A 26,459-nucleotide genomic window follows, 5' to 3' on the forward strand; every position below is an offset into this window, starting at 1 on the left:
TCCTACTTCAAAATCTCATAATCGGAATTCACCGCTGTCGAATGCTGATCTTCACGCTGAAACAGCTGCTCTGCAGCACGAATCGCTTTAAGCATCGCCTTCGCCTTATTAACGGTCTCCATATATTCGCTTTCTGGATTGGAATCCCATACGATTCCCGCACCACTTTGCACATAAGCACGATTATGCTTGAAAATAATCGTTCGAATCGTAATGCAAGCATCCATCGAGCCGCCAAAGCCGAGGTAGCCGATTGCACCTGCATAAGCACCGCGCGCTTCATTTTCAAGCTCGGCGATGATTTCCATTGCTCTAAGCTTGGGAGCTCCAGATACGGTTCCTGCTGGCAGGCATGAAATAAAGGCATCGAAGAAATCCTTATCCTCGCGAAGCTCTCCAGATACGTTGGACACGATGTGCATCACATGAGAATAGCGTTCGATTTCCATAAAGGAGTCGCAGCGAACCGATCCGTACTTCGCGACACGTCCAATGTCATTGCGGCCAAGGTCTACGAGCATAAGATGCTCTGCTCTTTCCTTTTCGTCAGCCAACAGCTCCTGCTCCAGCTGCTTATCCTCATCCACCGTTTTCCCGCGCGGACGAGTGCCTGCGATTGGACGCGTCTCTACTTTGCCGTTGCTTACTTTAACGAGTGCTTCAGGCGATGTCCCAACGATAACCTGCTCCCCCATTTTCAAGTAATACATATACGGTGAAGGATTCATGACCCGCAGCACACGGTATACATGAAGCGGATCTACTGTGGTTTCAATGTTGAAGCGCTGGGACAGCACCACTTGAAAAATATCACCTGCGCGAATATACTCCTTCGCCTGGTTCACATTTTGTATGAATTGTTCCTTCGTTAGATTGGATTCAACATGGCCCAGTTCAGGATCCATATTCATCGCACCGCCCGGAATATCTGTTGAAACGTGTATTTGACGTATTTCTTGAATAAGAGCTTCGATTTTTCCTAGCGTCAGCTGATATGAATGCTCAATCTCGCGATCTGTTGCGCCTTCCGCTATATGCACATTGCTAACTAATAGCAGCTGCTGCTTCAAGTGGTCGAACACAATGATTTGATCGCAGAACATAAACTGAATATCGTTCATATTCATATCGTCAATCCGATGTGCCGGAAGCTTCTCATAATATTGAAGCAGATCATAACCGAAAAAGCCGATTGCCCCTCCCGTAAATGGCGGGAAGTCTGGAATCGCTGGAGTGCGAAATGCTCTAAGCTTCGCTTTCAACAGCTCCAGCGGCTGATCCTTCAGCACCTGCTTATTGCCCTGCTGTTCAATGACCATATCGCCATTTTTGCCATACAGCATCATGAAGGGGTCGGTTCCGATAAAGGAATAGCGCGCCCATTTGGCGCCGCCTTCTACACTTTCCAGCAAAAAGGCATGCTCCTTTTTCGCAAAATGCTTAAATAGGCGAATCGGTGTTTCCGTGTCAGCCATTATTCGACGTACAATCGGAATTAGATTGTAGCTGCTTGCCATTGAAATTACTTGCTGTAGCTCCGTAGTCATCATCAGCACGCTCTCTTTCTCGGCCCTAACCGGCCTTATTTTCGTTGTGAGCAGATTTGAATATCAAAAAAGGCCCCTGCTACATGAGCAGGAGCCACCGAAATTAAAGTCAAATAGAAATTAAGTAGAATTAAGTATACAAAAGGACAGCGCGTATGTACAGACAAGTGTACAAGCACGTAATGACCTACTTATTCTTCTATTCTCATCTCGTCTCATCTCTTACTCATCTAAACTAACTTACCTCAACTACTTGCTACTATACGATACATTGGTGATTACTGTCAACTATTTTGCTAAATCAGGACGAAGCACCTTTGCTCCGCCTAAATAAACATGCTTGATCTCATTCTGTGCTTTTTCCGTGTTGACGAGCACCATTAAACGTACACATTTTTCCAAGCTTCCTTTTACCGGAACCTCCAATGCACACATAAGCGGCACTAGATCCCAGCCTGGAAGCTGACGAATCGGTTGAGCAGGAAATGCTTGATCAAGATCATTGGTTACCGTAATATATACGCACGCAACATCCTCAGGCTGGATATCATTCTCCTGGATAAGCTGCTGAATCATTGCAAGCGTGACTTCCTTGATCTGTGCTGCATCATTTGCATCTACTGTAGCAGCTGCTCGTATTCCCCGAACTGACATGATTACCCCTCCTGCTTTAGTTCTTCGATAATTTCTCTAATCCACTGCACTGGAACATCCGGTTTAATTTCAACCTTGCCGATTTCTGTAGGAACAACAAACACAACCGTTCCTTCTGAAAATTTCTTGTCGTGCATCATCGCAGCAACAATTTCCTCCGTGTCATAATGAGCAGGAATTCGCGTTGGCAGCCCACAGCTTTCAAGCGCTAAAGTTGTAATGCGCAAAAGCTCCTGGGATGCGCCGTAACGAACGCCGAGCTTGGCAGAGCCAATCATGCCAATCGAAATCGCCTCACCGTGCAGCAGCTCATTATAGCCCGCTACAGCCTCAAGCGCATGTCCAATCGTATGCCCCAAATTCAATATTGCACGCAAACTGTTTTCCTTCTCATCCTGGGAAACAACCTGTGCCTTTACACCACAGCCCTTGTATAGCGCATATCCAAGCGCATCTGGCTTCATCGCAACAAGGTCACCTGCATGCTCAATGCACCAGTCAACAAAAGCATTATCCCAAATCAATCCGTGCTTGACTACCTCAGACAGACCTGCCTTTACCTCTCGTTCAGGCAAGCTTTGCAGCGTAGCAAGATCATATAGCACAAATTCCGGCTGATGAAACGCGCCAATAATATTTTTCGCAAGTGGATGATTAACCGCTACCTTGCCGCCCACACTGCTGTCGTGTGCCAAAATGGTCGTTGGGATTTGGACAAACTTCACGCCGCGCATATAAGATGCAGCAGCAAAGCCTGCCAGGTCGCCGACCACTCCGCCACCAAGCGCGACAATGGCAGATTTTCGGTCCAAGCCGCCTTCAAGCGCTTTCGTAACTAGCAGCTCAAGATTAGCAAGCGACTTCGATTGCTCGCCAGAAGCGACAACCGCAGACACAACGCTATAGCCATCGGCAGTCAATGATGCCGTTACAGCATCCAAGTACAGCGGAGCAACCTTTTCGTCTGTTACGATCATTAGTGGAGATTTTTTGCTTATGCCATGTGTGGCGAAATAAGAAGAGACCTCATTTAAGAGGCCTTCTCCAATATAAATCGGATAAGAGCGTTCGCCTAGCTCAACATGTAGCTGGCGCATCTTAATATCTCTCCAATTGCTCTTTGTAGTTTTTAAGATTCGCATGAATTTCCTCGATAGAATCTCCACCGAATTTCTCAAGGAATGCACGTGCGACTTCCCATGTTACAACATGCTCCAGTACAACACTTGCAGCAGGAACTGCGCAGCTGTCGGAACGCTCAACCTGAGCTGTAAACTCTTCCTTCGTATCAATATCTACACTGCGAAGTGGCTTGTACAGTGTAGGGATCGGCTTCATTACACCGCGAACAACAATTGGCTCGCCATTGGTCATACCACCCTCGAAGCCGCCTAGGCGATTCGTCGCACGATGGTAGCCCTTCTCTGGTGTGTACAAAATCTCATCATGAACTTCAGAGCCGCGAATTTTAGCTGCTTCAAAGCCAATTCCGATTTCAACACCTTTAAATGCGTTAATGCTCATAACCGCTTGCGCAATACGACCATCAAGCTTGCGGTCCCATTGTACGTGGCTGCCAAGTCCAATTGGCGCGCCCTCGATAATGCATTCCACAATACCGCCGATGGAATCGCCTTCTTGTTTGATTTGATCAATATAAGCTGTCATCTTTTCTTCTGTTTCCTTGTCTACAACACGCACAGACGATTCTTCTGTACGGGCAATAAGCTCATCAATTGGAAGATTATGCTTAGGAGCCTCAATCTCGCCAATACGAATCACTTGTCCGGCAACCTTAATGCCAAACTCAGCAAGCAGCTGCTTAGCTACTGCCCCAACAGCTACACGAGCTGCTGTTTCTCGAGCTGAGGAACGTTCAAGTACGTTACGAAGATCCTTCAAGTTGTATTTCAACCCGCCGTTTAGATCAGCATGGCCTGGGCGCGGACGATGAACGCGGCGTTTCGTTTCGTCATTGCCTTCAATAGGCTCAATGTTCATGACTTTGGTCCAGTGCTTCCAGTCATTGTTTTCAACAACAATGGCAACAGGTGCACCTGTTGTTTTACCATGACGCACGCCACCTACAATGTTGGCTGTATCCTTTTCAATTTGCATACGGCGTCCACGACCATGACCTTTTTGTCGGCGCTGCAGTTGGAAATTCAGTTCTTCGAAATCTAGCGTTAAATTACTAGGCAATCCTTCTATAATTGCGGTCAGCTGAGGACCGTGGGTTTCCCCTGCTGTTAAATAACGTAAACTCAAAACTAGCTCCTCCTTAAACATGCAAAACATAGCGTCTTGCTTCATTGTATTGCCGTAAACATCTTTGCTCATTATAGTACAGCCCTGCTGGTTTGACAAGAAAATGCAGGGAATAACTAAAAAGGGCGAGCATGCTTGCGTAACGATACGCAATTATGCTCACCCGCTTCACATAACCGATGATGATTACAATTTGCGATAAAAAAAGGTGTCCGCTGTTTCAAAGCCGTACTGAGACGGACTGAAAATTTGCTCCGTGCTGCCAACGAATAAGAGGCCGCCCTTTTTCAGCGACTTGGCGAATTTATGATATAAATCATGCTTCGCCTCTTCGGTAAAATAAATCATAACATTGCGGCACACAATTAAATCAAAATCCGAGTCGAATTTATCATACAGTAGATTTTGCTGCTTGAACGTTACCGCACGCTTTAACGAATCGACAACTGAGTAGACGCCTTCTTCTTCTTTAAAGTATTTTTTGCGGAATGCCGCCGGCACATCACGCACCGAGCGATCGAGGTAGTAACCCTGATTTGCCTTGGCAAGCACGCCCTGATCAAGATCAGTTGCAAGCAAATGCGTTTTGGAAAGCACAGCTAGATGATCCAAAATCATCGCAAGCGTATATGGTTCCTCTCCCGTCGAACAGGCCGCACTCCATATTTTGAGCCTACCTGATGGCGAAGCCGCAATCATTTCCGGCAGAAACGTTTTCATCAGAATGTCCCAGCGCTGTGGATTGCGCCAGAACTCGGACACATTGATTGTCATGCGATCCAAAAATTCAGCCATCAGCGATGGATTTTGAGTAATTGCCTCAAAATATGTACTAAAGGTGTTATAACCGTGCTTTAGTCGAAGCGTCGTCAATCTGCGCTTCATCTGCGCTTCTTTATACAGTGATAGATCAATCGCAGTTTTCTTTTTAATATTTTCTATGAATCGATTGAAATCCAAATCATCAGACATCATAATGCCCCCATGTTAAGATCAAATCCAACGCTGCAACGTATGTTCATACTCTACAAGCTCCTGCTCACTAAAGAAAATTGAAATCTCTCTAGCCGCATTTTCCGGAGAATCCGATCCATGAATAAGATTGAAATTCGTGTGAACAGCAAAATCAGATCGAATGGTTCCTGGGGCAGCTTCTACAGCATCCGTCTTGCCAATCATGGCACGTGTCAGCGCAATGACGTTGTCCCCTTCCCATACCATCGCAAAAACAGGACCGGATGTAATGAACGCAACTAATCTATCATAAAAGGGCTTTCCTTTATGCTCGCCATAATGACGCTCCGCCAACTCTTCAGATACCTTCATGAATTTAGCAGCAACAAGCTTCAAGCCCTTTTTTTCAAAACGTGTAACTAGCTCGCCAATTAATCCTCTTTGTACGCCGTCAGGCTTGATCATTAAGAAAGTTCTTTCCATTACCATATGCCCCTTCCCTTAGAGCGTATATTAATAATTTCTCTTTCCAACAAAATGAGCAATTTCAACCAGATGTTTACGAGCTGAATTTGAAGGCAAATGCTCCAATACTGCGAGCGCTTTTTCGATATAGCGATTGGCTAATTCATCGGCAAGCTGACTACCTTCGCTGTTTCGAATGTATTCAATTGCCCTGCTCGTATCGGCACGATCACCTTCATCGTGAATTCGCTTAATTTCAGCTAGCAATGGCTCTCGCACCTGAGCATCCTCCAAGGCTAATATAACAGGAAGTGTAATATTGCCTTGTCTTATATCAGAGCCAGGAGGCTTTCCTATTTGTTTTTCCGTTCCATATAAATCTAGCAGATCGTCGCGAATTTGAAAAGCCATGCCAACATTATAGCCGTAACGATATAGCGCATTGTACTGCTGCGGCGCACAGCCAGCGACAATGCCGCCTAGCTGTGTACTGATCGCCAGGAGTAATGCTGTCTTGCGACGAATACGAAGCAGATAATTGCGAATCGATTGATCTGTATTGAAAAAATATCGGATCTGCTCCATTTCACCAATACACATTTCCACTAATGCCTTGGACAGCATTTCATGCACTTTCGGATTTTTAATTTGTGCGATTTGCGTTAGCGCTTGGCCGTGAATATAATCGCCGGTGTACATCGCTATGCGGTTGTCCCATTTTGATTTTACGGTCAATTGCCCTCTTCTCGTATTAGCATCATCAATGACATCATCGTGAACCAAGGATGCCATATGTATAAGCTCCAGCGTAACTGCTACTTTTTTCAAATCGTCCAAATTATAAGTGCCAAACTTCCCTCCCAGCAAAACAAACACAGGTCGTATCCGTTTTCCTCCTGCTTTAAGCAAATGAAGCGCAGCTTCGGATAGCAATGGCTGCTCATCACTTACAACACGCTCAAGCTCATTTTCAATTTTATTAATGTCGCCCTTCATTTTGGCGTATATTTCCAACAACTTCATGATCTCACCCTTACTGTTGCGACTAGTAATCCATGACTGGCTGCTTACTTTTGACCGATATGAAGCGCGGCTATTCCTAAAAAGAAATTTTTCACATACACATGTTTCGCACCCACTTCTTCAAATAACGCTTTCAGTTCCTTAGCATCTAAAAAGAGCTGCAAGGAATCGGGCAGCCATTTGTACGCCGAAAACTGCTTAGCAAAAGCTTTTCCAAGCAGAGGTACAATTTTATCGAAATAAACGTAATAAATGCTCTTAAAGGGCTGCAGCTGAGGCTTGGACATATCCAGGCAAACAATTTTACCACCTGGCTTCACAACGCGAAGCATCTCTGAAACAACCTGTTTGTAATCGGGCACGTTGCGCAGTCCAAAGCCAATGGTAACAAAATCAAATGAGTTATCAGCAAACGGCAGCTCCATCGCATTGCCCTGTACAAGCTCGATCTGATTCGTCAACCCCTCGGCAGCTATCTTTTTTTTGCCAACAGCCAGCATTTGCTCGCTAAAATCAAGTCCTACAATTTTACCCGTACGACTTGCTTTGGCAAGATCTATCGTCCAATCGCATGTGCCGCAGCACAGGTCAAGTGCATTCTGGCCTTCCTTGACATCCATAATTTGCATCGTTTTTTTGCGCCAAGCCTTATGGCGTCTAAAACTCATTATATCGTTCATTCTATCGTATTTGGGTGCAATGTTTTCAAACAAATCATGTACATGACTTTTGGAATTTTGCATTGAATTTGAACTCATTGGGCTTCCACTCGTTTCATTGAATATTTAGCGACCTTTAATGCCATCTCCTCCATCAAGCTATGGAGTTCATGCTTCAGCTCTGTAAAATGCTCGTGCTCAAGCAAGCGATGAATCGCTTCATGGGCTGTATGTAATTTATCCAGCATAACATGATGGATATTGTACTTCTCGAGCAAATGCTCATAATTATTTTGTTTAATCAGCGTTTTTTCTTCAGCTGTGGTCGTCATGCCAAGCAACGACCAATAAGCAAAGCTGCGGGCATAACCGCCAGCTGCCAAGCTATCCTTAAGCTCTTCGTAAAATACTTCAAAACGAGATACATAATGAAGCAGCTCATTCCAAGCGCTTAATAACGGTTCTTCAAAAAAGCGCTGAAACGGCTTAAACATCTCACTTTTAAGATTTATTCTGCTACTTAAGTATTCCTCAGCGGAAAGCGTTGCTGATTGCACTTTCTCATAAAGCGATACCTTTAAACGATTCACATCCGCAACCGCTTTGCTTAACAAGCCAATGAGTTCAATCTCACCAGCCTTGGCAAGTAATTGATAAAATCGTGCACTGAAATAATCACCAGCTAAAATTTTTAATTGTCTAGAACGCATTTGCTCTTCTGTCCGTTGTCCTGTTTCCGTATCAATAAGATCATGTGTATCCATACCAAGCTGGACTAATGCAGTCACAACATTGTACAGTTCGGATTGCTCTTTGCTGTAGTTTGAGCTTTTTAGAGCGCCGAACAGCAATTGTAGTCTTGGCTCAGCGTACACGGGTAGCTCAGTATGTTGTTGAATCATATCATATTGGACAAATGGTGCTGCAGCATCGGCTACACGGTATTTTTTCATGGATGAAGCCTCCGAACAAAAATAGGTAACATTCCTCTTTACAATGAAAGTTATTATATCATATATTCGCCTTCATTCCTAGAAAGGTTATGACGGCATCTTGTCTTTCTTACACTTCATAATTCATCTGCCAGAAAATCGATTTTTGAATTCGAAGCAAATCATTCCACTGTCGTTGCTCCAACCAAGGGATATTTTCCAGTACATCCAATCCTTGTTCGAGCCATGCATCGTTCCCCTGAATCGACAGCTGTATAAGCTGCTGCCTTTTTCCGTGCCTTGACTCTTCAGCAAAAATCTTCATCGTCAGCTGATCAATATTGCTGCCGTAATAAAAAGCAAGTGCGATATACATAGGTACGATGTCATAGATCTGTTCATTGTACGGAGCGTCGGGCTTTAACAGCACCTCCACATCAAGCAGATTATGCTGCAGCCTGATGGAGCTTAACGTGCTTGTATCAATATAAGCTGATAACACATCAACGAGGTTGTAATTGGTCAGTGGCTCGCTCTTATGATGCGTCATAGCTGCCAAATGGGTTTGACGTGATGTAGGAACCTCGATATATTGGCTCACAATCATCACAAGGCCGCATATTAGCAATGCCACCAGCAAGCCTTGCAATAACGCTATCGCTATCCTCATACAATCGCTCACCCTCCACACCTTTTATTACAGTGTACGGTTGACTTGTACACATTATTCAACTTATAGAGAGATTTATATAGAAAAAATCCCAGCAACGCTGCTGGGATTCACTAAAACTATTGATCGGTATGTACTTCACCGTAGCGGGTGATGACATGCGCCTTCCCGCGAATTTTAATTGCAGAAGTATGATCGGTAAACTGACAGATCAGCACTTCGTTTTTATCCAGTTTTTCAGTATGATGGAATCGAGTGTCCTGACCACGTGTTAATCCGATTACCGTAACGCCTGAGTCCTTGGCTTTAATGACAATATAATCTCCTGTTTGCTGCTCCATCTTCATTCCTCGCTTTCTAAACAAGCATTCTCAAAGCATTATATTGGATTATGCTGGTTTGTGCAATGCAAGCGAAAGACAATGCCTATGAAAAAAGCTACAGTTCTATAAAAGACTGTAGCTTTTAATCGTTCATTATTGTCCAACAAGCTCTTTAAGCTGCTTGCCTGGTTTAAATGCAGGAATTTTGCTTGCAGCAATTTCGATTTCTTCACCCGTTTGCGGGTTGCGACCTTTACGAGCTTGGCGCTCGCGCACTTCGAAGTTACCAAAGCCAACAAGTTGTACCTTGTCACCGCTTTGCAACGCTTCTCCGATTGCTTCGAACACTGCATCTACAGCTTTACCAGCATCCTTCTTGGAAAGACCTGACAGCTCTGAAACTTGATTAATTAGATCCGTTTTATTCAATAGTTTCACCTCCTTAACGTAACCTGTTATTTCTCATAATCACCGTTTTATAGAAATATATACCTTATTTGCAATAAAACTATAGTAATACATGGAACAAGCAAAAACAAGTATAGTCGCACATAAAACTGATATAGCTTGCAATTTTACGCCATAAAGTCAATAATTCAGAATTTTTATCGTTATTCGGCACGATTGAGTGGCAAATTAATGCGTACTGTATAGAGGATAGTACGTTTACAGCAACTAGACTAGGAACTTTAGAACTATTTCCCTTGAACCTTATCCATATTCTGATAATAAATTTCTAATTATTCATGAAATCGTGCTTAGTTTGCTTTGTTTTAGCCAACCTTCCTATTTCTTGCTCCTTTTGCCTCATAAAAAAACTCCCTGTTATCGTTAGATAACAGGGAGCTCCTACTCATATTGAAGTTATGTCTTATAGTATGATAGCGATTAGACCGCCTGAGCCTTCGTTGATGATGCGTCCAAGGGTTTCTTGCAGCTTATAGCGTGCATTATCCGGCATCATCGCGATTTTGCCCTGAATGCCTTCTCTTACGATGTTATGCAGGGAGCGGCCAAATATATCGGATTCCCAAATTTTAATTGGGTCATTTTCGAAATCCTGCATCAAGTAGCGGACAAGTTCCTCACTTTGCTTTTCTGTTCCGATAATTGGCGCAAATTCAGACTCCACATCAACGCGTATCATATGAATCGAAGGCGCAGTAGCTTTCAGTCTAACCCCGAAGCGAGAGCCTTGGCGAATCAGTTCTGGCTCATCAAGCGCCATCTCAGCTAGGGATGGAGCAGCGATGCCGTAACCAGTCGTTTTCACCATTTCCAATGCTTCTGCAAACCGATCATATTCCTTCTTCGCATGTGCAAACTCCTGCATCAAGGCAAGCAGATGATCTTTTCCGCGAATTTCAACCCCAACCACTTCCATTAGGATTTGATCATACAGCTCGTCAGGTGCATACAAATCAATTTCTGCTACGCCTTGCCCCATATCCATGCCGCTTAGTCCAGCACGGCTAATAAAATCGTAATCCATAAACTGACCAACGACTCGATCTACGTCGCGCAATCTGCGAATATCCTTTACAGTATCACGCACGCAGTTTTCAAAGTTCGTGCGGAGCCAGTGCTGCTCGCTTAGTACCATAACCCAGCTCGGCAAGTTCACATTCACTTCATGTACCGGGAATTCGTATAGTACTTCACGTAAAACAGCCAGACCTTCCTCTTCAGTCATCGTTGCAACGCTTAAGGCAATTACCGGAATATCGTATTTTTCTTGCAGCTCTTGGCGAAGCGCCAACGTTTCCTCGCTGCGAGGCTTTGTAGAGTTTACAATAAGTACAAATGGCTTTCCAACCTCTTTAAGCTCTTCTACAACGCGTTCTTCAGCCTCTACGTATGAGCTGCGAGGGATTTCCGCGATTGAACCATCCGATGTAACGACAACACCTAGCGTTGAATGCTCCTGAATGACTTTTCTAGTACCGATTTCTGCTGCTTCCTGAAACGGAATGGCTTCATCGAACCATGGTGTTGTAATCATACGAGGACCATTTTCATCCTCATAGCCCTTTGCCCCGTCTACTGCGTAACCGACACAATCGACAAGTCTAACATTCACCTCAAGGCCCTCGGAAACTCTCAACTGAACCGCTTGATTTGGTACAAACTTAGGCTCTGTTGTCATAATTGTTTTTCCTGCGGCGCTTTGAGGCAACTCGTCAACAGCTCGAGCTCGCTCAGACTCTACTGGAATGTTGGGAAGTACCACTGTCTCCATAAATCGTTTAATGAAGGTTGATTTCCCTGTACGGACAGCACCGACTACTCCGAGGTAAATATCCCCGCCAGTTCTTTCGGCAATGTCCTTGAAAATATCTACTTTATTCACTGAATATCCCCTCCCAATTGATTTTCCGGTTCGCCGCCATCCACCGGACAAAAGGGCAGGCCAGCGACGCAACTCGTACATACTTATTGGACTTGTAATATCATATGTTTGCTTTGTCCAAATATTCCGATAGCTTTGAATTTTTCATTACACGGCTATCTCTCTTCCAAGACTGAAATATATGTATCACTCTATCGTTATATTCATAGATGCTCATGATTATGACCACTTAACGTGTTGCGTGCACGCGATTAAAACAAAAAACTTCTAGGTCACTAAGGCTTGTCCTAAGTGACCTAGAAGTTTTCAACTGTTGCGGGATCAATTACTCGTATGGAATTGGTTCATCATTCACCAGTTTGTATTTTGGTGAGTGTACCGGCACGTAATCACTATACATAACGAGCAACTCGCGCAAATCATGCTCTTCTGCTAGCTCGTAATCAGGGTGCTGCTTCATCATCTGATAAATATCGCTTGCATAATTGATATAGACCTTGCCGCTCTCACCAATGAGCAGCTCAGCAATACCGCCTGAATAGATACTGTGAAGCTGTGGTGCTTTTATGGACATTGCCTTGTAATCAATGGTATGGAAGCCTTCATACACCTGATCGACGATCGGCAGCTTGCCATTTTCAGCTTTAAATGCATCAACCTGACGCTGTAAATCGATAATTCTCTGAATCAAATAAATACTTTGAGCTTTAACAATTGGCGCTGTATCTTCGTTAAGAACTAGAAAATAAAAATTGCCTCCGCCTTCAAATGATGAGCTAGGCAGCATGTCGATGTATCGTTCTTTCTTCAACACGTCAAAATTGACGCGGAACTTCTCATAACGATCTACGGTTGAATCACTATTGTGAATGGGCAAAATCCCTTTTTCATTCATGTACTGCTCGATAGCTGCTTGTACATTACGCATCGATTCCTTGGATACGGTTGAAGTTGAAGAGGAATCCGTCTGCGGATATAAGCAGCCGGACAATAATAAGGCAATTAACGCTGCTGAAGTAAGCAGCTTAAACTTGTTTGCATGCACTGAAATCTTCATGAATGATAACGCTCCTACCATAAAGTATCCTCCTCCTGCTGCTTCGCAAGCTGCTTGGCTATTGCAGCTCTAAGCGGATCAGGAGGAAGCTGTATAATGACATGACCTTGCTGCAGTACTGCCTGGCAGGCTAATCGTGTTCCCGTTTTCTCCAAACCAGCCAGCTTCTTGCGCTCATTTTCCTTCATTGGTGCCAGCCCTGTCCAATCTTCGATCTGAACCTTGCACATAAAGCATGAGGCATTGCCCCCGCAGCGTGTCGCGATGGCAACACCGGCCTTTCGAGCAGCCTGCAGCACTGTCGTACCTGGCCTTACCTTTGCTTTGCGAGCAAGCGGCTCAAACGTCACTTGCACATCCATTGGGAGCACCCCCATATATACTAGAAATATGTTTTGTTTTTCGCAACAATATGTGCATGATCACTTGCTACGACAGCCTGACAGCCTAATCGATAGCCTTCTTCAAATTCTTCTGGCTCTAAACGATCCCACTCTGCATCCGTGATCTCCTCAAGATGCTCTGCTCCTTCCACAATGAGACATCGGCATCTAGCGCACGTGCCTCTTGTACAGGAGTAACTCCAGTCCACCTCATGCTTCATCGCGTGATCAAGCAGTGTCAGACCTTCCTCTGCTTCCACTTTTTTCGTTATCGTTCTACCTGTTAATTCAATCATGTTTACAGCTCCAGTCGTTATTGCATGTTAAATTATTGAGATGACTCCTAAAAAAAATCCGATTACTAGACTAAAGAAAGCAATCACTGAAAGAACAAATTTTATGATGCCTTTTGTCTTATAGCGTGCAAACGTAATCAAGAACGCTGCCAGCGCCATTAGACCAATTCCAATTAACGAAACCCACATTTTTGTCATTGGATCCATGAAAAAAATTCCCCTATCTTCATATGTATGTATTAGTCACTTCTTTTCATTATAGCATCACTCCAGCAATGTGACAAAACCATAAACCACATCGAAATAACAGCTAAAATGAACAGAGCGCTTTCCCCTTATCAAGGAAAACGCTCCTATACATCCTAATTACTTCATCATCATTTTCATAAGCGCTTCGATATTAGACGTCTGTAAGCCACTTGATTGAATCGTCTTCGTGACCTCATTCAGCTTCGCATCAGATAGCTTGATGTTGGCCATGCCTGCCACACGTTTAATCAGCTTTTTGAGCTCCGCTTCATTTTCCAATGTGTTAGGCTGCACAGTGCTTGCTACTTTTCCTACAGAAGCAGGCGAAATGGTTTTACCTGTTTTGCGTTTAACCACGTTGAGCACTTCTTTTGAGATATCCTTCGACATATCCCTACCTCCTCTTCTACGCACATTTCTGTACATCATATGTGGAGATAAGCTATCTGGTTACCAATCTATGCCGATCAAGAATTCATCTCATTTGTTTTCATGCGGCCCATTAACGCTTCAATGGAGCGATCAAGAGGCTGATCGTTGAATAGAACACCGTACAGCTGTTCTGTAATCGGCATTTCAATGCCGTATTGCTGAGCCAGCTCATATGCAGCCCTTGTCGTCTTCACACCCTCTACGACCATGCCCATACGATCCAACACAACAGCTAGAGGCGTACCATCAGCAAGCATATAGCCAGCGCGCCAGTTTCTGCTGTGCTGACTTGTTGCGGTTACGACCAAATCCCCAACACCTGCTAGACCAATAAAAGTAAGCGGATTAGCACCCATCGCAACGCCAAGACGTGAAATTTCAGCCAGTCCTCTTGTTAGCAAAGCTGCTTTGGCGTTGTCGCCAAGCTGGAGACCGTTGATGAGTCCTGCAGCAAGCGCAATAATGTTTTTCAGCGCTCCAGATATCTCAATTCCGATCACGTCATTATTGGTATAAACCCGAAACGCTGTATTCATGAAAGCTTCCTGAGCCTTTTCCGCTACATCGACTGATTGCGAAGCAACGACTACTGTCGTTGGCAGCTTAAGAATAACCTCTTCGGCATGAGACGGACCTGAGATTACCGCAATCTCCGCTTCAGGCCTTCCAAGCTCTTCGGCAAGCACAACCGACATTCGCTTCAAGCTTTCAGGCTCAAATCCTTTCGTAGCATGTACAACGATGCTGTTGGCTTCTACGTAAGGCGTAGCTGCTCGGGCAACGTCCCGCATTGCGCTTGAGGGCGCAGCAAACAGTGTTAATTCGGCCCCATTAAGCGCCTCTTCCATATTTGTTGTTGCTGTTATATTCGGCGGCAGCACGCGATTCGGTAGGTACTTCTCATTGTGATGCTGCGTGCTGATTTCCTTCGCTTGAGCTTCGGTACGCGTCCACATCACCACTTCAAAGTGATTGCAAGCCAGCACATAGGCAAGCGCAGTTCCCCAGCTGCCGGCTACTAGAACGGCGGCCTTTCTCTTTGTGGAAGTATTAGGCATGTTGCTAAGCCCCTTTCTTGCTTCCTAGCTTATTCTCAGTACCATTCCACAGCTTAACGATATTCGAGCGATGACGAATAAACGCAAAGATGCAAATAATCAAGGTTCCTATAAAATTCGCCCAATTAAACTGTAGGAAAATGATAAATACCGGTGTTAGGAATGTAAAGATCAATGAGCCAAGAGATACATAACGCGTGAAAAAAATGCTTGCAATCGCAATTACGCCTGCAATAAGCGCAGGAATAAAAACAAGAACGGACAGGACGCCAATCGCAGTTGCGATCCCCTTGCCTCCTTTAAACTTGAACCATATTGGCCAGTTGTGTCCGATTATCGCAGCAAGGCCGCAGGCCACTGGCAGCCAGTCCTGATCTGATACAGCGCGTGCCAGCGCAACACTACCCATGCCTTTCAGCAGATCAAGTGCCAGAACCAGGATTGCAGGCCCGACACCTAATACGCGCAACGTATTCGTCGCGCCTGCATTTCCGCTTCCGTGATTACGAATATCAATCCCTTTAAATAGTTTTGCAATCACAATACTGAATGTAATGGAACCTACCAAGTAACTTAATACAATCGCTACAAATGGCAACAATGCTCTCTCCCCTAATCCTGATCAGATTTTTTTCGAGAATAGATGCGTAATGGTGTGCCTTCAAAATCGAACGCTGCTCGAATTTTATTCTCTAGGTAACGTTCATAGGAGAAATGCATCAATTCTGGATCATTTACAAAGCAAATAATAGTTGGCGGCTTAGTGGCAACCTGAGTCACATAGTTGATTCTCAAACGCTTGCCCTTATCCGTTGGTGCCGGATTCATCGCCACCGCATCTGAAATGACATCATTCAGCAAATGAGTTGGAATACGCAGTGCATGCTGCTCTGACACATGGTTAATTACAGGAAGCAGTTTATGTAATCTCAGTTTCGTTTTTGCAGACAAAAATACGACCGGTGCATACGTCATAAACAAAAACTGCTCGCGAATGCTTGTCGTAAAATGCAGCATCGTTTTCTCGTCCTTCTCAACAGCATCCCACTTGTTCACAACAAAAATCGATGCCTTACCCGCTTCATGCGCATAACCTGCAATATGCTTATCCTGTTCAATTATGCCTTCCTCGCCATTAATAACAATAAGCGCGACATCGGCACGCTCAATCGCCTTCATTGCACGCATCACACTATATTTTTCAGTAGACTCATATACTTTGCCGCGCTTTCTCATTCCAGCTGTGTCGATCAACACATACTTTTGTCCATCTACCTCAAACGGCGTATCAATCGCATCTCTTGTTGTACCTGCAATATTGCTTACGATAACTCGGTCCTCTCCAAGCAATGCATTAACCAGCGATGACTTGCCGACATTAGGTCTTCCAATTAGTGCGACTTTAATGACGTCGTCTTCATATTCTTCTTCCTTCGGCTCTGGCAGCAGCATTGACGCTGCCTCTAACAGATCGCCGATACCAAGACCATGGGCCCCTGAAATCGCAATCGGATCGCCAAAGCCTAGCGAGTAGAACTCGTAAACTTCCTCTTGTCTATTTTCATTATCGACCTTGTTCACAGCGAGCACAACAGGCTTTTTAGAACGATACAGCATCTGCGCAACCTCTTCATCAGCATGAGTGATTCCGACCTTCGCATCCACCATAAAAACGATAACATCGGCTTCGGCAATCGCGAGTTCAGCCTGCATTTTCACTGAACGCATAATTTCATCATCGCCGTCGATTTCTATACCACCCGTATCAATAATGCTGAACGGCTTTCCGTTCCATTCTGCTGTTCCATATAGTCGATCACGTGTTACTCCTGGTTTATCTTCAACTATGGCAAGCCGATCGCCTATAATGCGGTTAAAAATCGTAGATTTCCCCACATTCGGACGACCAACAATAGCTATTACTGGTCTAGCCATATAGATTTCCACTCCTCTAATCATACTTTCGTAACTCATCATAGCAAAAAAGCGAACAATTGGCTAACTTTTCATTCTTTTTCCAAGTGAATGTACGAAATTCATTGTTATTTTAATCATAAATGAGAAAAGCAATTTGAAGAGGATAGAAAAAAACATGGCGAGCGAAACATAGTCCCACCATAGCATGTTTCCTATTACTCCACTATACTCTCCTCGCTGCTGCCACATGAGCATCGGTTCAGTTATAGCTGCTCCCCAGTAAATAATCGCAGCATATTCAGCGGGCTGCAGCTGCAGCAGGACAAGCAGCAAACCACTAAAAATTGAAATACCTATAATTGAAATGTTCGCCCCTGCCCAAGGAGATATAACCATCAATGCCCGTATTAGCGTCAGCGACATCGCAAGCACAGCAGCATAGAGCGCTACCATTCTAATCTGCAACGCTGCATTCCGAAACAGCGCAGCAAACTGAAGCAATGCGATTAGTAAAAATGAACCGCTAACGACCAGAGTTCCTTGTCCCAACAAAAATTCAAGCTTCCATTGCTGCATATGTCCAAGCCATATCATAATAACCATCGGAATTAATAACGTCAGTTTAATATGCTTATTAATCCAGCTGCTCCAGCCTGTTGCCAGCATAATAAACAGCATAATGCAGCACAACGCCGTCCAATAGCCCTCAATCATTGTGATCACCCCTACATAATATGCGCGGTTCGTTTCACAATTATTGCTCAGGCAGCAAAAAGCCTCAAAGCTGGTGAGTTCTTCCACCAGTTTGAGGCTTCATCACATTAAGCTGCTCTTATTTCAATTGACTTAGCTTGTCGCCAAAGCGCTCTGCCAAGGAATAGCTCATATTGTTGCCATTTAGACTTACATCAGGATTGTTGATTTCTTTCATATCCGGCACTTCATGATCTACTTCCTCTTTTTCTGGAGCCTCTTGTGTTGCTTTAATGCTCAAGCTTACACGTTTGTCAGCTGGATTGAATTCAAGAATTTTCACTTGAACCTCTTGTCCTTCTTTCACAACCTCATATGGAGAATTAACACGGCGATGTGCAAGCTGAGAAATGTGTACCAAGCCTTCAACACCTGGTGTGATTTCAACAAATGCACCGAATGTTGTAATGCGTTTTACTTTACCCTGCACCACATCATCTACGTTAAATTGTGATGCTGCTTTTTCCCATGGACCAGGCTGTGCAGCTTTAATGGATAGACTGATTTTGCCTTTTTCAGCTTCAACCTTAAGCACCTTAACTGTAACCTCTTGACCAACGGAAACTACATCAGCCGGGTTGTTCACATGTTCCCAAGCCAGTTCAGATACGTGAACCAAGCCATCAACGCCGCCCAAGTCAACAAATGCACCAAATGGCGTAATGCGTTGAACGGTAGCTTTCAGCTCTTGACCTACTTGCAAAGAAGCAAGCTTCGCTGCTTTTTCTTTTTCGTATTCAGCTTCAAGCACATCTTTTTGAGATAGAATAACTTTATTGTTTTCACGGTCGATTTCCTTCACGATTACGCGAAGTGTACGCCCTTTGTAATCGCTGAAATCTTCAACGAAGTGACGTTCAACCATGGATGCAGGGATGAATGCTCGCACACCAACGTCAGCAACTAAGCCGCCTTTTACAACATCTGCAACGACAACCTCAAACACATCCCCTTGCTCGAGATGCTTTTCAATCTCGTCCCAGCCTTTTTCATTGTCAACCAGACGTTTGGAAAGCGTCATCGTTTCCTTGCTGTCATTGATTGACAGCACTTTAAGCTCCACCTCTTGACCAACCTGTACAACATCACTTGCTTGCTCAACCGATACGGATGATAGTTCACGAAGTGGAATAATTCCATCATATTTATAACCAACGCTCACATATGCAACGTTGTCTTCAATTTTCACGATAGTACCTTTTACAGTGTCGCCTTTTTTCAAGGAAACCATTGCATCATCCATTGTAGCTTGATTGGATTCTTCTACTGCAGCATCTTGAACCTTTGTTTCTTCAGACATGTTAAAGACCTCCTCAATTCATAACTCTTGGTTTTATTTAAAGCTCAATACATGTAGGTATTCAGCGATAAAACTATGCGACAGAAGACTTCAGCTTGTTAATTTGCTTCATAATTTCTTCTGTTACTTTTTCGTATAAGTCTTGTCCTTCCTCAGCGGTTATCGATTGCACATCAACAGGCTTGCCGTAAACGATTGTAGTCGTACGGAACAGCTTGTAGCCGCCTACGATTGCCACCGGGATGACAACAGCCTTACTCCGCATTGCAATCATTGCAGTGCCTTTCTTTGCGCCTAGCGCAGCATCAGGATCATCACTCTTCTTTCGAGTGCCTTCTGGAAAAATCCCCATAACTTCTCCTGATTTCAGCAGGTTTATGGAAGATTTAATAGCGTCAATGCTTACTCCGCCTCGCTTTACAGGATAAGCACCGAAAGACTTGATAAGCATGCCAATGACAGGAATGTTGAACAATTCTTCTTTTGCCATAAAGCGCACCTTGCGCTTGATGAGAATCCCTACGGCTGGAGGGTCAAGCAAACTAATATGATTGGAAGCAATGATAACAGCCCCCTCAGCAGGTATGTTCTCTGTTCCTACAGCTTTAATTCTGAATAATAATCGATAAATAAATCGCAAGATGGCACGAAATACAGTATATGACATCTATTCGCTAACCCCCATAAGCTTTGATTGTCCAAGCTTAACGATATAGGATACAACTTCTTCAATTGTCATATGACTGGTATCAAGAAATACCGCATCCTCTGCCTGGATTAATGGAGCAATCTCCCTTGTTTCATCCAGCTTGTCTCTTGCAGCAATTTCTGCCTCAAGCTGCTCAAGCGGTACGTAATTGCTGTCATTCAGCTCCTGATGACGCCGTCTTGCACGCTCTTTCACGGAAGCCGTCAAAAAAATCTTCAACTCCGCATCTGGCAAAACATGCGTACCGATATCTCTGCCATCCATCACGATGCCTTTGTGTGATGCAAGCTCTCGCTGCATATCACCCAGTTTTTGACGCACATACTCGTTGGCTGCGTAATGTGAAACCTGTGTGGTTACTTCTCTGGAACGTATAAGCTCCGTTACGTCTTCATTATGTAGCATAATTTTTTGACCTGTTGAAGTAGGCTGAAGCTTCAAATCTAACCCTTCAATGAGCTTATGAAGGTCAGCTGCTTGCTCTGGGCCAATGCCATTTCGCTGTGCGAGCAATGTTACAGCACGATACATCGCACCTGTGTCAACATATACATAGCTTAGCTCTGCAGCGACTTTGCGGGCGACTGTACTTTTGCCAGCACCAGCAGGTCCATCAATCGCAATGTTGATGCGATCAATTGTTGTTAATGTCATAGCTATGGGCAACCCCCTTCAAGATGAAGCCAAACAAAAAGCAGGCAAAGCCTGCAATAATCGTTGATATTATACCATAGTTCACCCATTGTTGCAAAACAGACTACGGCTCCAGAAACGGCCTGCCTTCCCATCTTTCAGTCGGCACAAGGACACTTCGAACGAACTCGAACTGCATTAAACCCTGAATCAGAAACAGGATAAGCAAACTTATTCCTACTATTTTTAATGCAAGCAAGCTATATTTATCAATTCTTTTCGTAACGCGTCGTTTTGTTTTAGAATCCATATACCCTCCTTGAATAAAGGAATGATATATTTATCCTTTCCGAGAGTGCTTCAATTATTCATTAACGATCACGATACTGAATTTGCTTTTCAAATAAAAACTGCATAATACGCTGACGCTCAGTTTCGATGATTTCATTAAACTTGACCATAATCAGCTTTCGTCCCGTTTCAAGCTCCTTCTCTCTAACGACCTCTGCAACAAAGCTGCTGTGATCAATAGAGCCATTACGCCGCGGAAGCACAATCCAGCAATTCAGTTGTTCACCAGCTTCGAATGAATGGTGGCGATCCACAATAAACGACACGCCTCCACCGCCAATATCGTCTGTTCTAAACACGTTACGCTTTCCGTTTAGCCTTTGAACCGCAACATCTACCTCTATACTAATTCGAAAGAAGTTGCGACGCTGAATAGACGTCATTGCATTCTCTGCGGGTCTAGCAATCTCATATAACGGAAACGCTGCCTCCAACCCATCTCTTTCTTTCATCACATAAGTTTCAAAAGTATGCTTAACACCAGTATTCGTAATAAACGAAGCAACCAGTACATCGCCAACTTTCAAACGCTTCATCCGACCGTTGTATGTATTTATCGGACAATCAATTACAAGGATTTCTCCATATTCGTCCGCTACTCTTGTTCGATATTCAACAGATTCTTGTGTAGGTTGATCTTTTAGCTTGAACGTAACGACCTGACTGATCTTCGGCACTAACAAGAAAACTCCTCCCTCCGCAAGGAATATTATACCACTTACGAACTGGAGGAGCTATATTAATCTTTTGTTAACTGGATACTGCCTGATCGTTGCGACTCATTTTTTCAATTTTTTCCTCAATGCCTGTTTCTGCATTAATATAGATGCGATATAACTGGTTGTTAATGTTGCCTGTAAATTCGTAACAAAGCACCTCTTCCCCAATCTCGCCATCAATGATCGCCATCCGCTGCTTTTTCACCTTAAATTCTGGATTCAACGCTGCAACTGCTTCATTCAATGTTCGAGCAGGCTTCGACAATTGACGATCACGTTGGCGAGAAGCATATTCTGTCGCCTGAAAACCTACGACCTCCCCATCATCCAACGCTACTTTCACCGTAATTTTCTCTGGATATACAAGCACGTCATCCTCTATCTCATGTACGAAGGTAAAGGTTCCAGTGTTGTAGTATTCGTCGTAGCTAACCGCTTCCATATTATCAAAGCCATGCTGCTCAACAAATTCCTCTGCCTTCTCTTCTGCCTGTTCCAACGAAAGCGTAGCATCAGCAACGTCACGATAGTGTGAATACATCACAAGCTTTCCGCCTTTAGCTGTTATGCTTAGCTTTTTATCGCCATCGGCATCGTCCTTAACAGTAGCAGTATAGGTTGGAAAGTCGCTTTCTTTCCCGTTTTCTGCAATCTCAATATTGGATACATCCGTATCGATAAACTCTGCTGCAAGCTTAGCTGCCTCTTCTGCACTAATGGGATTGCCGCCACTAAGCATAGTAATCGTATTATCGATATACATGCTGTTTACAGCAGGCCCCCACTCAACATCTGAATATTTAGTCGAATGATCATTGACCTCACGCAGTCCGCTTACTACCGGATTTTCCGTCTCAGCTTCATTTACGGAAAGTGCAACCTCAACATCCATCCAGCGCAAGCTGCTGCTCATAATATTGTTTTGCAAGTCGCCAAGCTGTGTTGATATTTCATTTGAACTGCTGTAAAGGGATTTCAACGTGTTAAATTCCTCATTGCTAAGTGGTTGTTTCCCCAGATCCCGAATAGATGTTTTATAGGCAAAATTCGAGACACGGGACAAAAAGTTTTGAGCATCAGCAAATGGCAGGTAGCTTAACGGCAGCTGACTGATCGCATGCTGTGCCTCGCTTGAAATCCTCCAAACATTTGCAAGTCCTTTGCGTTGATAATCCATCGAAGATGCATTAACTGCCAATGTATTACCGAGCTCGTCATTTAATTTTTGAACGTAATAGGTTAAGTCGCCGAAGGCACGTTGATAGCCGTTCTCCGCCTTAAGTAGCACAGCATTTTTCTCTTGATGCTCTTGATAACCCCAATACATTGCTCCGATAAACAAAATCGTCATAATCGGAAACATAATTATACTTAGACGTCTGTACATACAAAAAGCTCCCTTCAAGTTCCAATCTAACATTAGTTTGGATTGTTGAAGGAAGCTTTATACATCGATCACTTACATTGGATGCTCTTCTATTTCAAGATCATCCGAATTGTCGCAAATGCACATTTTGAAACCTGTTTCATATATTCCCTTGTCTTTGCGACCCCGAAGAATATACTTTTCTCCACATGCCTTGCAGCGAATGACGACCTTAACTCTCGTCATACGACCCCTCCTAAATGATAGCTTTAGGATTAGTATGAACGAAAATGCTATAAATTAACCTCATCTTTCGGACGAACATAACGAAAAGGTGACTTGATATGAGCAGATTTCATCTTCGATAGGCCGAACATCCACAATAACGCCATAAATGGGATAATCGCAATAAACCAGTCATTTTCTCTTGTAACAATAATCCAGTCATATAATCCGTGTAGCGCAATCGGCAGCATTAAGGATAATAGGACATAGATAAGTTTTCCTTTTCCCGTTGTAAACTTTGCTCTTCCTAAATAATAGCCCATAATGACACCAAACAGCATATGTCCGGATACGGGAAGCAGCGCTCTTAGCAGCATAGCACTTAGATCTGCTGGCATGAATATTGAGTAGAGCAAATTCTCCGTTGTGGCAAAACCGAGTGAAATCGCACCCGCATATAAAATCCCGTCATACGGTTCATCAAATTCAGTATGATTATAAATTAAATGAAACATAACAAACCACTTAATAAATTCTTCAACCCCAGAGGATTGAACAAACGCCATAACAAAGTTGCCTTCCCCTAGCCATATTTCAACACCGCGCTGCAGCACCATGATTGGTATAACTAGCAAAATGCCGACTAAAAAAACCTTTAGCACCATATGAATCGGCTCTGCCTCATATTTATCCTTTAAATAAAGAAATGTAAGCAAGGATAAACCAGGGGCAAGGGCAGCTGTAATTATGGAAAAGATAACCATTCGCTTTCCTGCTTTCATTTTGCACACAGTTATGGTGCACTATTGTAAAGTCCAATATTATCATTATAACGAAAATTCAAAAAAAAGAACATTGACTTTTTATTGTCAATGTTCTTTTTATTTTCTTCCTATCGAACGTATATTACTGAAAGTGAGCACAAACCTGATTAACCGCTTCATCAGCCATGATGACTTTTCCATATTCCTCCAGCATCGCGAAGGTAACAGAAGTTGCATCACCATATTCGGCCATTACTGCCAATACCGAATTAAAGCTTGATGCTTCTATATCTGATGGTTCGATTGACAAGATCCACTTATTGTTATAGGAATATAAGGTTCCGCCTTCCGTTAGCTGAGAAGACTTTAGACTTTTACATACCGCAATGACATGCTCAAAGTCGTTGAATGAGTACATAATGATGTCGCTGCTCTCCATCGTAACATCAAGATCATAAATATCTTCATCTAGTTCATCGTCTTCACCAAATCCGTCTACAGTATCGCCACCACGTTTGCCGCGTGTAACGACTACAAACATGCCTTGTGCAGGCATAGCATAGACTTCAACTGCTAATGGTCTGCCACTTGCCTCAAAGCCAAGCTCATTATAGGCTTGCTCCATAAGTTCCATAAATAGATCATGTAGCTTCGGAGGCTCACGTAACATGTCTTCCTTTTGGATACCCCGCTCCAACAAATCGTCGTAAGTCAGGAAAATCCTAATCTTGTCCTGACCCAATCTTTCGATCTTCATGACAGGATCCTCCTTTGCAGCATCTGACTATAGCTTATGTATTTCAAATTAGAATGTGACCAATTCTACATACAATAGCCATATGTTTACTTTAACATGTCTTGCCTTGTAATGCACTACTTTAGTGAAAAATATGTAACGCACTTGCATCCAATACGAATAATTTGTGATAAGGTTTCAAAAATGACTAAATGTTAGCTGATAATTTTTATATATATGCGCACATTTAAAAGTTGATTCAATGCATTACATGAAATTTCTTTAACCTTTATGAATGAAAGAGCTGACCCCGATGGGAGGTCAGCTCAAGCTCGAAGTTATCGATTAAAAATTAGTGCTTGACGGACGAGGTTTCATGTTTAATTTCTTCAACAGTTGATTGAAGCTCTGGATCGCTGTTAATAATTCCTTCAATCATCGAAACGTTCATTTGATGATTTGATGGCGAAGATGATGAACTGCTTGAGCTTTGTTGTTGGGATCCTTGAGTTTGCTGCTGCATACTTTTAGTAATTTTAGATACAGCCTTGCCAACAACGTTGCCTTTCAAATCAGAAACGGCGCTTTGAACAGCTTGTGCGACTGATGACTTACGTTGCATCAACATAACTGCTCCAACCATACCTAACATGCTACCTACAAGAAAGCTGGACATTCTCATCTTTAACACCTCTTCTTTGATATGACTTCACAACTAGCTTGACCGCAAAGTGATGCCATCATACAAGTTAGGTTTAGGTAAAAACTCCACCAGCTCACTTGTTACTCCTTTGGTAAATTATAATAATTGTTTCCATACCAGAGTAGAAACACGACTAATGAAACAAATAAAAAAAATACAACATTATAATAAACTTTTGTGAGCTTTGCTTTGTTTGAGGGATGCTTCTTCGTTCGAGGCGGTAATGTATCCCCTTGCTTTTCCAGCTCATTATGAATAGGAATGCCAGTCTCATGCTGATTTTTGCGATTGTATCGACTGAACTTTTCTTTTCTACTCATAATTCATGATTCCCTCCTATATTTGATCATTAATCCCATTATAAAATCAAACAGGAAATGTGCAAATATTGAAGCCCAAATTGTACCTGTTTTTATATAGATCCAACCAAGCGCGTAACTGATGCAAAAAACAAGTCCCGTAGGAATCCAATGCTTTAGATATCGAACATGAATAACTGCAAATATGATACTTGTCCAATACGGACCAAATGCATGCTGAATAGCACCTCTAAATAAGAGTTCTTCGCAAAAACCTACAATTAAGCAAATAACGGCTATGTGCCATATCGGCCGGTTTGCAAATATTTTTTCATTAATGCCTCCGTCATCGGCTAATTCATCCGGGACGAATCGTGATAAAATAAGATCTGCTGCTACAGCCAAAAGAGCTAAGCCACTGCCCCATAACAGTACATCAACCCAAGAAACAGAAATCGACAGCAATGAAGTCAAATTTTGTTGTTGAAAAAATACCCATATTAAACCGATAATAAGAGTAAGTGCTTGAGTCAGGTATAAATTGATAAGCAGCATCCGATCATCCAGCTCATCAATTGATACTTTGCGAAATTCTATATTTTTGAATTTAAACTTTATTTTTTTCAAATTAACAACACTTCCTATCTTCATGAATTCAACTATC

Annotated in this window: 34 protein-coding genes; all 34 read right to left on the minus strand. The window is 43.3% G+C overall.

The genetic code is table 11. The features are described 5' to 3' along the window. Positions 1–2 precede the first annotated feature (2 nt). Positions 3–1,550 (minus strand): anthranilate synthase component I, encoded by a 1,548-nt coding sequence (trpE, locus tag ACFP56_RS06555; protein ID WP_379232472.1) that lies wholly within the window; start codon positions 1,548–1,550, stop codon positions 3–5. A 285-nt stretch (positions 1,551–1,835) separates the two neighbouring features. Continuing rightward, the gene (aroH, locus tag ACFP56_RS06560) at positions 1,836–2,201 is read right to left on the minus strand and encodes a chorismate mutase (RefSeq protein ID WP_379232474.1); all 366 of its coding nucleotides are present in this window, start codon (positions 2,199–2,201) and stop codon (positions 1,836–1,838) included. A gap of 2 nt (positions 2,202–2,203) precedes the next feature. Further along, on the minus strand, positions 2,204–3,298 hold the full coding sequence (gene aroB, locus ACFP56_RS06565) for a 3-dehydroquinate synthase (protein WP_379232476.1): 1,095 nt from the start codon (positions 3,296–3,298) through the stop codon (positions 2,204–2,206). A gap of 1 nt (position 3,299) precedes the next feature. Continuing rightward, positions 3,300–4,469, minus strand: coding sequence for a chorismate synthase (gene aroC / locus ACFP56_RS06570; protein WP_379232478.1), 1,170 nt, complete (start codon positions 4,467–4,469; stop codon positions 3,300–3,302). A 186-nt stretch (positions 4,470–4,655) separates the two neighbouring features. Next, positions 4,656–5,441, minus strand: a complete 786-nt coding sequence (locus ACFP56_RS06575) for a CheR family methyltransferase (protein ID WP_379232480.1) — start codon at positions 5,439–5,441, stop codon at positions 4,656–4,658. Between the two features lie 21 nt (positions 5,442–5,462). Continuing rightward, positions 5,463–5,906, minus strand: coding sequence for a nucleoside-diphosphate kinase (gene ndk, locus ACFP56_RS06580; protein ID WP_379232482.1), 444 nt, complete (start codon positions 5,904–5,906; stop codon positions 5,463–5,465). Positions 5,907–5,936: 30 nt separating this feature from the next. Further along, entirely contained in the window at positions 5,937–6,911 is a 975-nt protein-coding gene (locus tag ACFP56_RS06585; RefSeq protein WP_379232484.1) for a polyprenyl synthetase family protein, read from the minus strand. A gap of 44 nt (positions 6,912–6,955) precedes the next feature. Continuing rightward, a complete protein-coding gene (locus tag ACFP56_RS06590) occupies positions 6,956–7,669 on the minus strand; it encodes a demethylmenaquinone methyltransferase (RefSeq protein WP_379232486.1) in 714 nt (237 codons plus the stop codon). After that, a complete protein-coding gene (locus ACFP56_RS06595; protein ID WP_379232488.1) occupies positions 7,666–8,523 on the minus strand; it encodes a heptaprenyl diphosphate synthase component 1 in 858 nt (285 codons plus the stop codon). The genes ACFP56_RS06590 and ACFP56_RS06595 overlap by 4 nt, the downstream gene beginning before the upstream one ends. 109 nt (positions 8,524–8,632) lie before the next feature. Then, on the minus strand, positions 8,633–9,172 hold the full coding sequence (locus tag ACFP56_RS06600) for a hypothetical protein (RefSeq protein ID WP_379232490.1): 540 nt from the start codon (positions 9,170–9,172) through the stop codon (positions 8,633–8,635). A gap of 119 nt (positions 9,173–9,291) precedes the next feature. Continuing rightward, positions 9,292–9,513, minus strand: coding sequence for a trp RNA-binding attenuation protein MtrB (gene mtrB / locus ACFP56_RS06605; protein WP_379232492.1), 222 nt, complete (start codon positions 9,511–9,513; stop codon positions 9,292–9,294). Between the two features lie 135 nt (positions 9,514–9,648). Further along, positions 9,649–9,924 carry an HU family DNA-binding protein gene (locus ACFP56_RS06610; protein ID WP_379232494.1) on the minus strand — a complete coding sequence of 92 codons (276 nt, stop codon included), beginning with the start codon at positions 9,922–9,924 and terminating at the stop codon, positions 9,649–9,651. A 442-nt stretch (positions 9,925–10,366) separates the two neighbouring features. Then, positions 10,367–11,845 carry a stage IV sporulation protein A gene (gene spoIVA / locus ACFP56_RS06615; protein WP_379232496.1) on the minus strand — a complete coding sequence of 493 codons (1,479 nt, stop codon included), beginning with the start codon at positions 11,843–11,845 and terminating at the stop codon, positions 10,367–10,369. 325 nt (positions 11,846–12,170) lie between these two features. Continuing rightward, positions 12,171–12,902: a hypothetical protein gene (locus ACFP56_RS06620; RefSeq protein WP_379232498.1), complete on the minus strand. Its 732-nt coding sequence runs from the start codon at positions 12,900–12,902 to the stop codon at positions 12,171–12,173. A 14-nt stretch (positions 12,903–12,916) separates the two neighbouring features. Next, a complete protein-coding gene (locus ACFP56_RS06625) occupies positions 12,917–13,264 on the minus strand; it encodes a 2Fe-2S iron-sulfur cluster-binding protein (protein ID WP_379232500.1) in 348 nt (115 codons plus the stop codon). Positions 13,265–13,284: 20 nt separating this feature from the next. Further along, on the minus strand, positions 13,285–13,581 hold the full coding sequence (locus tag ACFP56_RS06630; RefSeq protein ID WP_379232502.1) for a 2Fe-2S iron-sulfur cluster-binding protein: 297 nt from the start codon (positions 13,579–13,581) through the stop codon (positions 13,285–13,287). Positions 13,582–13,608: 27 nt separating this feature from the next. Further along, complete coding sequence (locus ACFP56_RS06635) at positions 13,609–13,788, minus strand: DUF2768 family protein (RefSeq protein ID WP_379232504.1); 180 nt, start codon at positions 13,786–13,788, stop codon at positions 13,609–13,611. Between the two features lie 159 nt (positions 13,789–13,947). Next, positions 13,948–14,220 carry a stage VI sporulation protein F gene (locus ACFP56_RS06640; protein WP_379232506.1) on the minus strand — a complete coding sequence of 91 codons (273 nt, stop codon included), beginning with the start codon at positions 14,218–14,220 and terminating at the stop codon, positions 13,948–13,950. Between the two features lie 77 nt (positions 14,221–14,297). Next, complete coding sequence (locus tag ACFP56_RS06645; protein ID WP_379232509.1) at positions 14,298–15,320, minus strand: NAD(P)H-dependent glycerol-3-phosphate dehydrogenase; 1,023 nt, start codon at positions 15,318–15,320, stop codon at positions 14,298–14,300. A 4-nt stretch (positions 15,321–15,324) separates the two neighbouring features. Continuing rightward, positions 15,325–15,921, minus strand: coding sequence for a glycerol-3-phosphate 1-O-acyltransferase PlsY (plsY, locus tag ACFP56_RS06650; RefSeq protein WP_379232511.1), 597 nt, complete (start codon positions 15,919–15,921; stop codon positions 15,325–15,327). A gap of 11 nt (positions 15,922–15,932) precedes the next feature. Beyond that, entirely contained in the window at positions 15,933–17,255 is a 1,323-nt protein-coding gene (gene der, locus ACFP56_RS06655) for a ribosome biogenesis GTPase Der (RefSeq protein WP_379232514.1), read from the minus strand. A 63-nt stretch (positions 17,256–17,318) separates the two neighbouring features. Next, positions 17,319–17,951 (minus strand): hypothetical protein, encoded by a 633-nt coding sequence (locus tag ACFP56_RS06660; protein ID WP_379232516.1) that lies wholly within the window; start codon positions 17,949–17,951, stop codon positions 17,319–17,321. Positions 17,952–18,069: 118 nt separating this feature from the next. Beyond that, positions 18,070–19,290: a 30S ribosomal protein S1 gene (gene rpsA / locus ACFP56_RS06665; protein ID WP_379232518.1), complete on the minus strand. Its 1,221-nt coding sequence runs from the start codon at positions 19,288–19,290 to the stop codon at positions 18,070–18,072. 73 nt (positions 19,291–19,363) lie between these two features. Then, entirely contained in the window at positions 19,364–19,957 is a 594-nt protein-coding gene (locus ACFP56_RS06670) for a lysophospholipid acyltransferase family protein (RefSeq protein WP_379232520.1), read from the minus strand. Beyond that, positions 19,958–20,653 carry a (d)CMP kinase gene (cmk, locus tag ACFP56_RS06675; RefSeq protein ID WP_379232522.1) on the minus strand — a complete coding sequence of 232 codons (696 nt, stop codon included), beginning with the start codon at positions 20,651–20,653 and terminating at the stop codon, positions 19,958–19,960. It lies immediately after the preceding gene. Between the two features lie 103 nt (positions 20,654–20,756). Further along, positions 20,757–20,942, minus strand: coding sequence for a hypothetical protein (locus tag ACFP56_RS06680; protein ID WP_379232525.1), 186 nt, complete (start codon positions 20,940–20,942; stop codon positions 20,757–20,759). 61 nt (positions 20,943–21,003) lie between these two features. Continuing rightward, positions 21,004–21,660, minus strand: a complete 657-nt coding sequence (locus tag ACFP56_RS06685) for a flagellar brake protein (RefSeq protein ID WP_379233288.1) — start codon at positions 21,658–21,660, stop codon at positions 21,004–21,006. Positions 21,661–21,733: 73 nt separating this feature from the next. Then, entirely contained in the window at positions 21,734–23,089 is a 1,356-nt protein-coding gene (ypeB, locus tag ACFP56_RS06690) for a germination protein YpeB (RefSeq protein ID WP_379232527.1), read from the minus strand. Positions 23,090–23,161: 72 nt separating this feature from the next. Next, positions 23,162–23,314, minus strand: a complete 153-nt coding sequence (locus tag ACFP56_RS06695) for a hypothetical protein (RefSeq protein WP_379232529.1) — start codon at positions 23,312–23,314, stop codon at positions 23,162–23,164. 47 nt (positions 23,315–23,361) lie between these two features. Continuing rightward, complete coding sequence (gene prsW, locus ACFP56_RS06700) at positions 23,362–24,057, minus strand: glutamic-type intramembrane protease PrsW (RefSeq protein WP_379232531.1); 696 nt, start codon at positions 24,055–24,057, stop codon at positions 23,362–23,364. Positions 24,058–24,199: 142 nt separating this feature from the next. Then, positions 24,200–24,814, minus strand: a complete 615-nt coding sequence (locus ACFP56_RS06705) for a genetic competence negative regulator (protein WP_379232533.1) — start codon at positions 24,812–24,814, stop codon at positions 24,200–24,202. Between the two features lie 331 nt (positions 24,815–25,145). Next, positions 25,146–25,475 (minus strand): hypothetical protein, encoded by a 330-nt coding sequence (locus tag ACFP56_RS06710; RefSeq protein WP_379232536.1) that lies wholly within the window; start codon positions 25,473–25,475, stop codon positions 25,146–25,148. A gap of 101 nt (positions 25,476–25,576) precedes the next feature. After that, on the minus strand, positions 25,577–25,816 hold the full coding sequence (locus tag ACFP56_RS06715) for a hypothetical protein (protein ID WP_379232538.1): 240 nt from the start codon (positions 25,814–25,816) through the stop codon (positions 25,577–25,579). Positions 25,817–25,819: 3 nt separating this feature from the next. Further along, positions 25,820–26,422, minus strand: coding sequence for a CPBP family intramembrane glutamic endopeptidase (locus ACFP56_RS06720; RefSeq protein WP_379232540.1), 603 nt, complete (start codon positions 26,420–26,422; stop codon positions 25,820–25,822). Between the last annotated feature and the right edge of the window lie 37 nt (positions 26,423–26,459).

Source organism: Paenibacillus septentrionalis (assembly GCF_042659865.1).
In the GTDB taxonomy this organism is placed as follows: Bacteria; Bacillota; Bacilli; order Paenibacillales; family Paenibacillaceae; genus Pristimantibacillus; species Pristimantibacillus septentrionalis.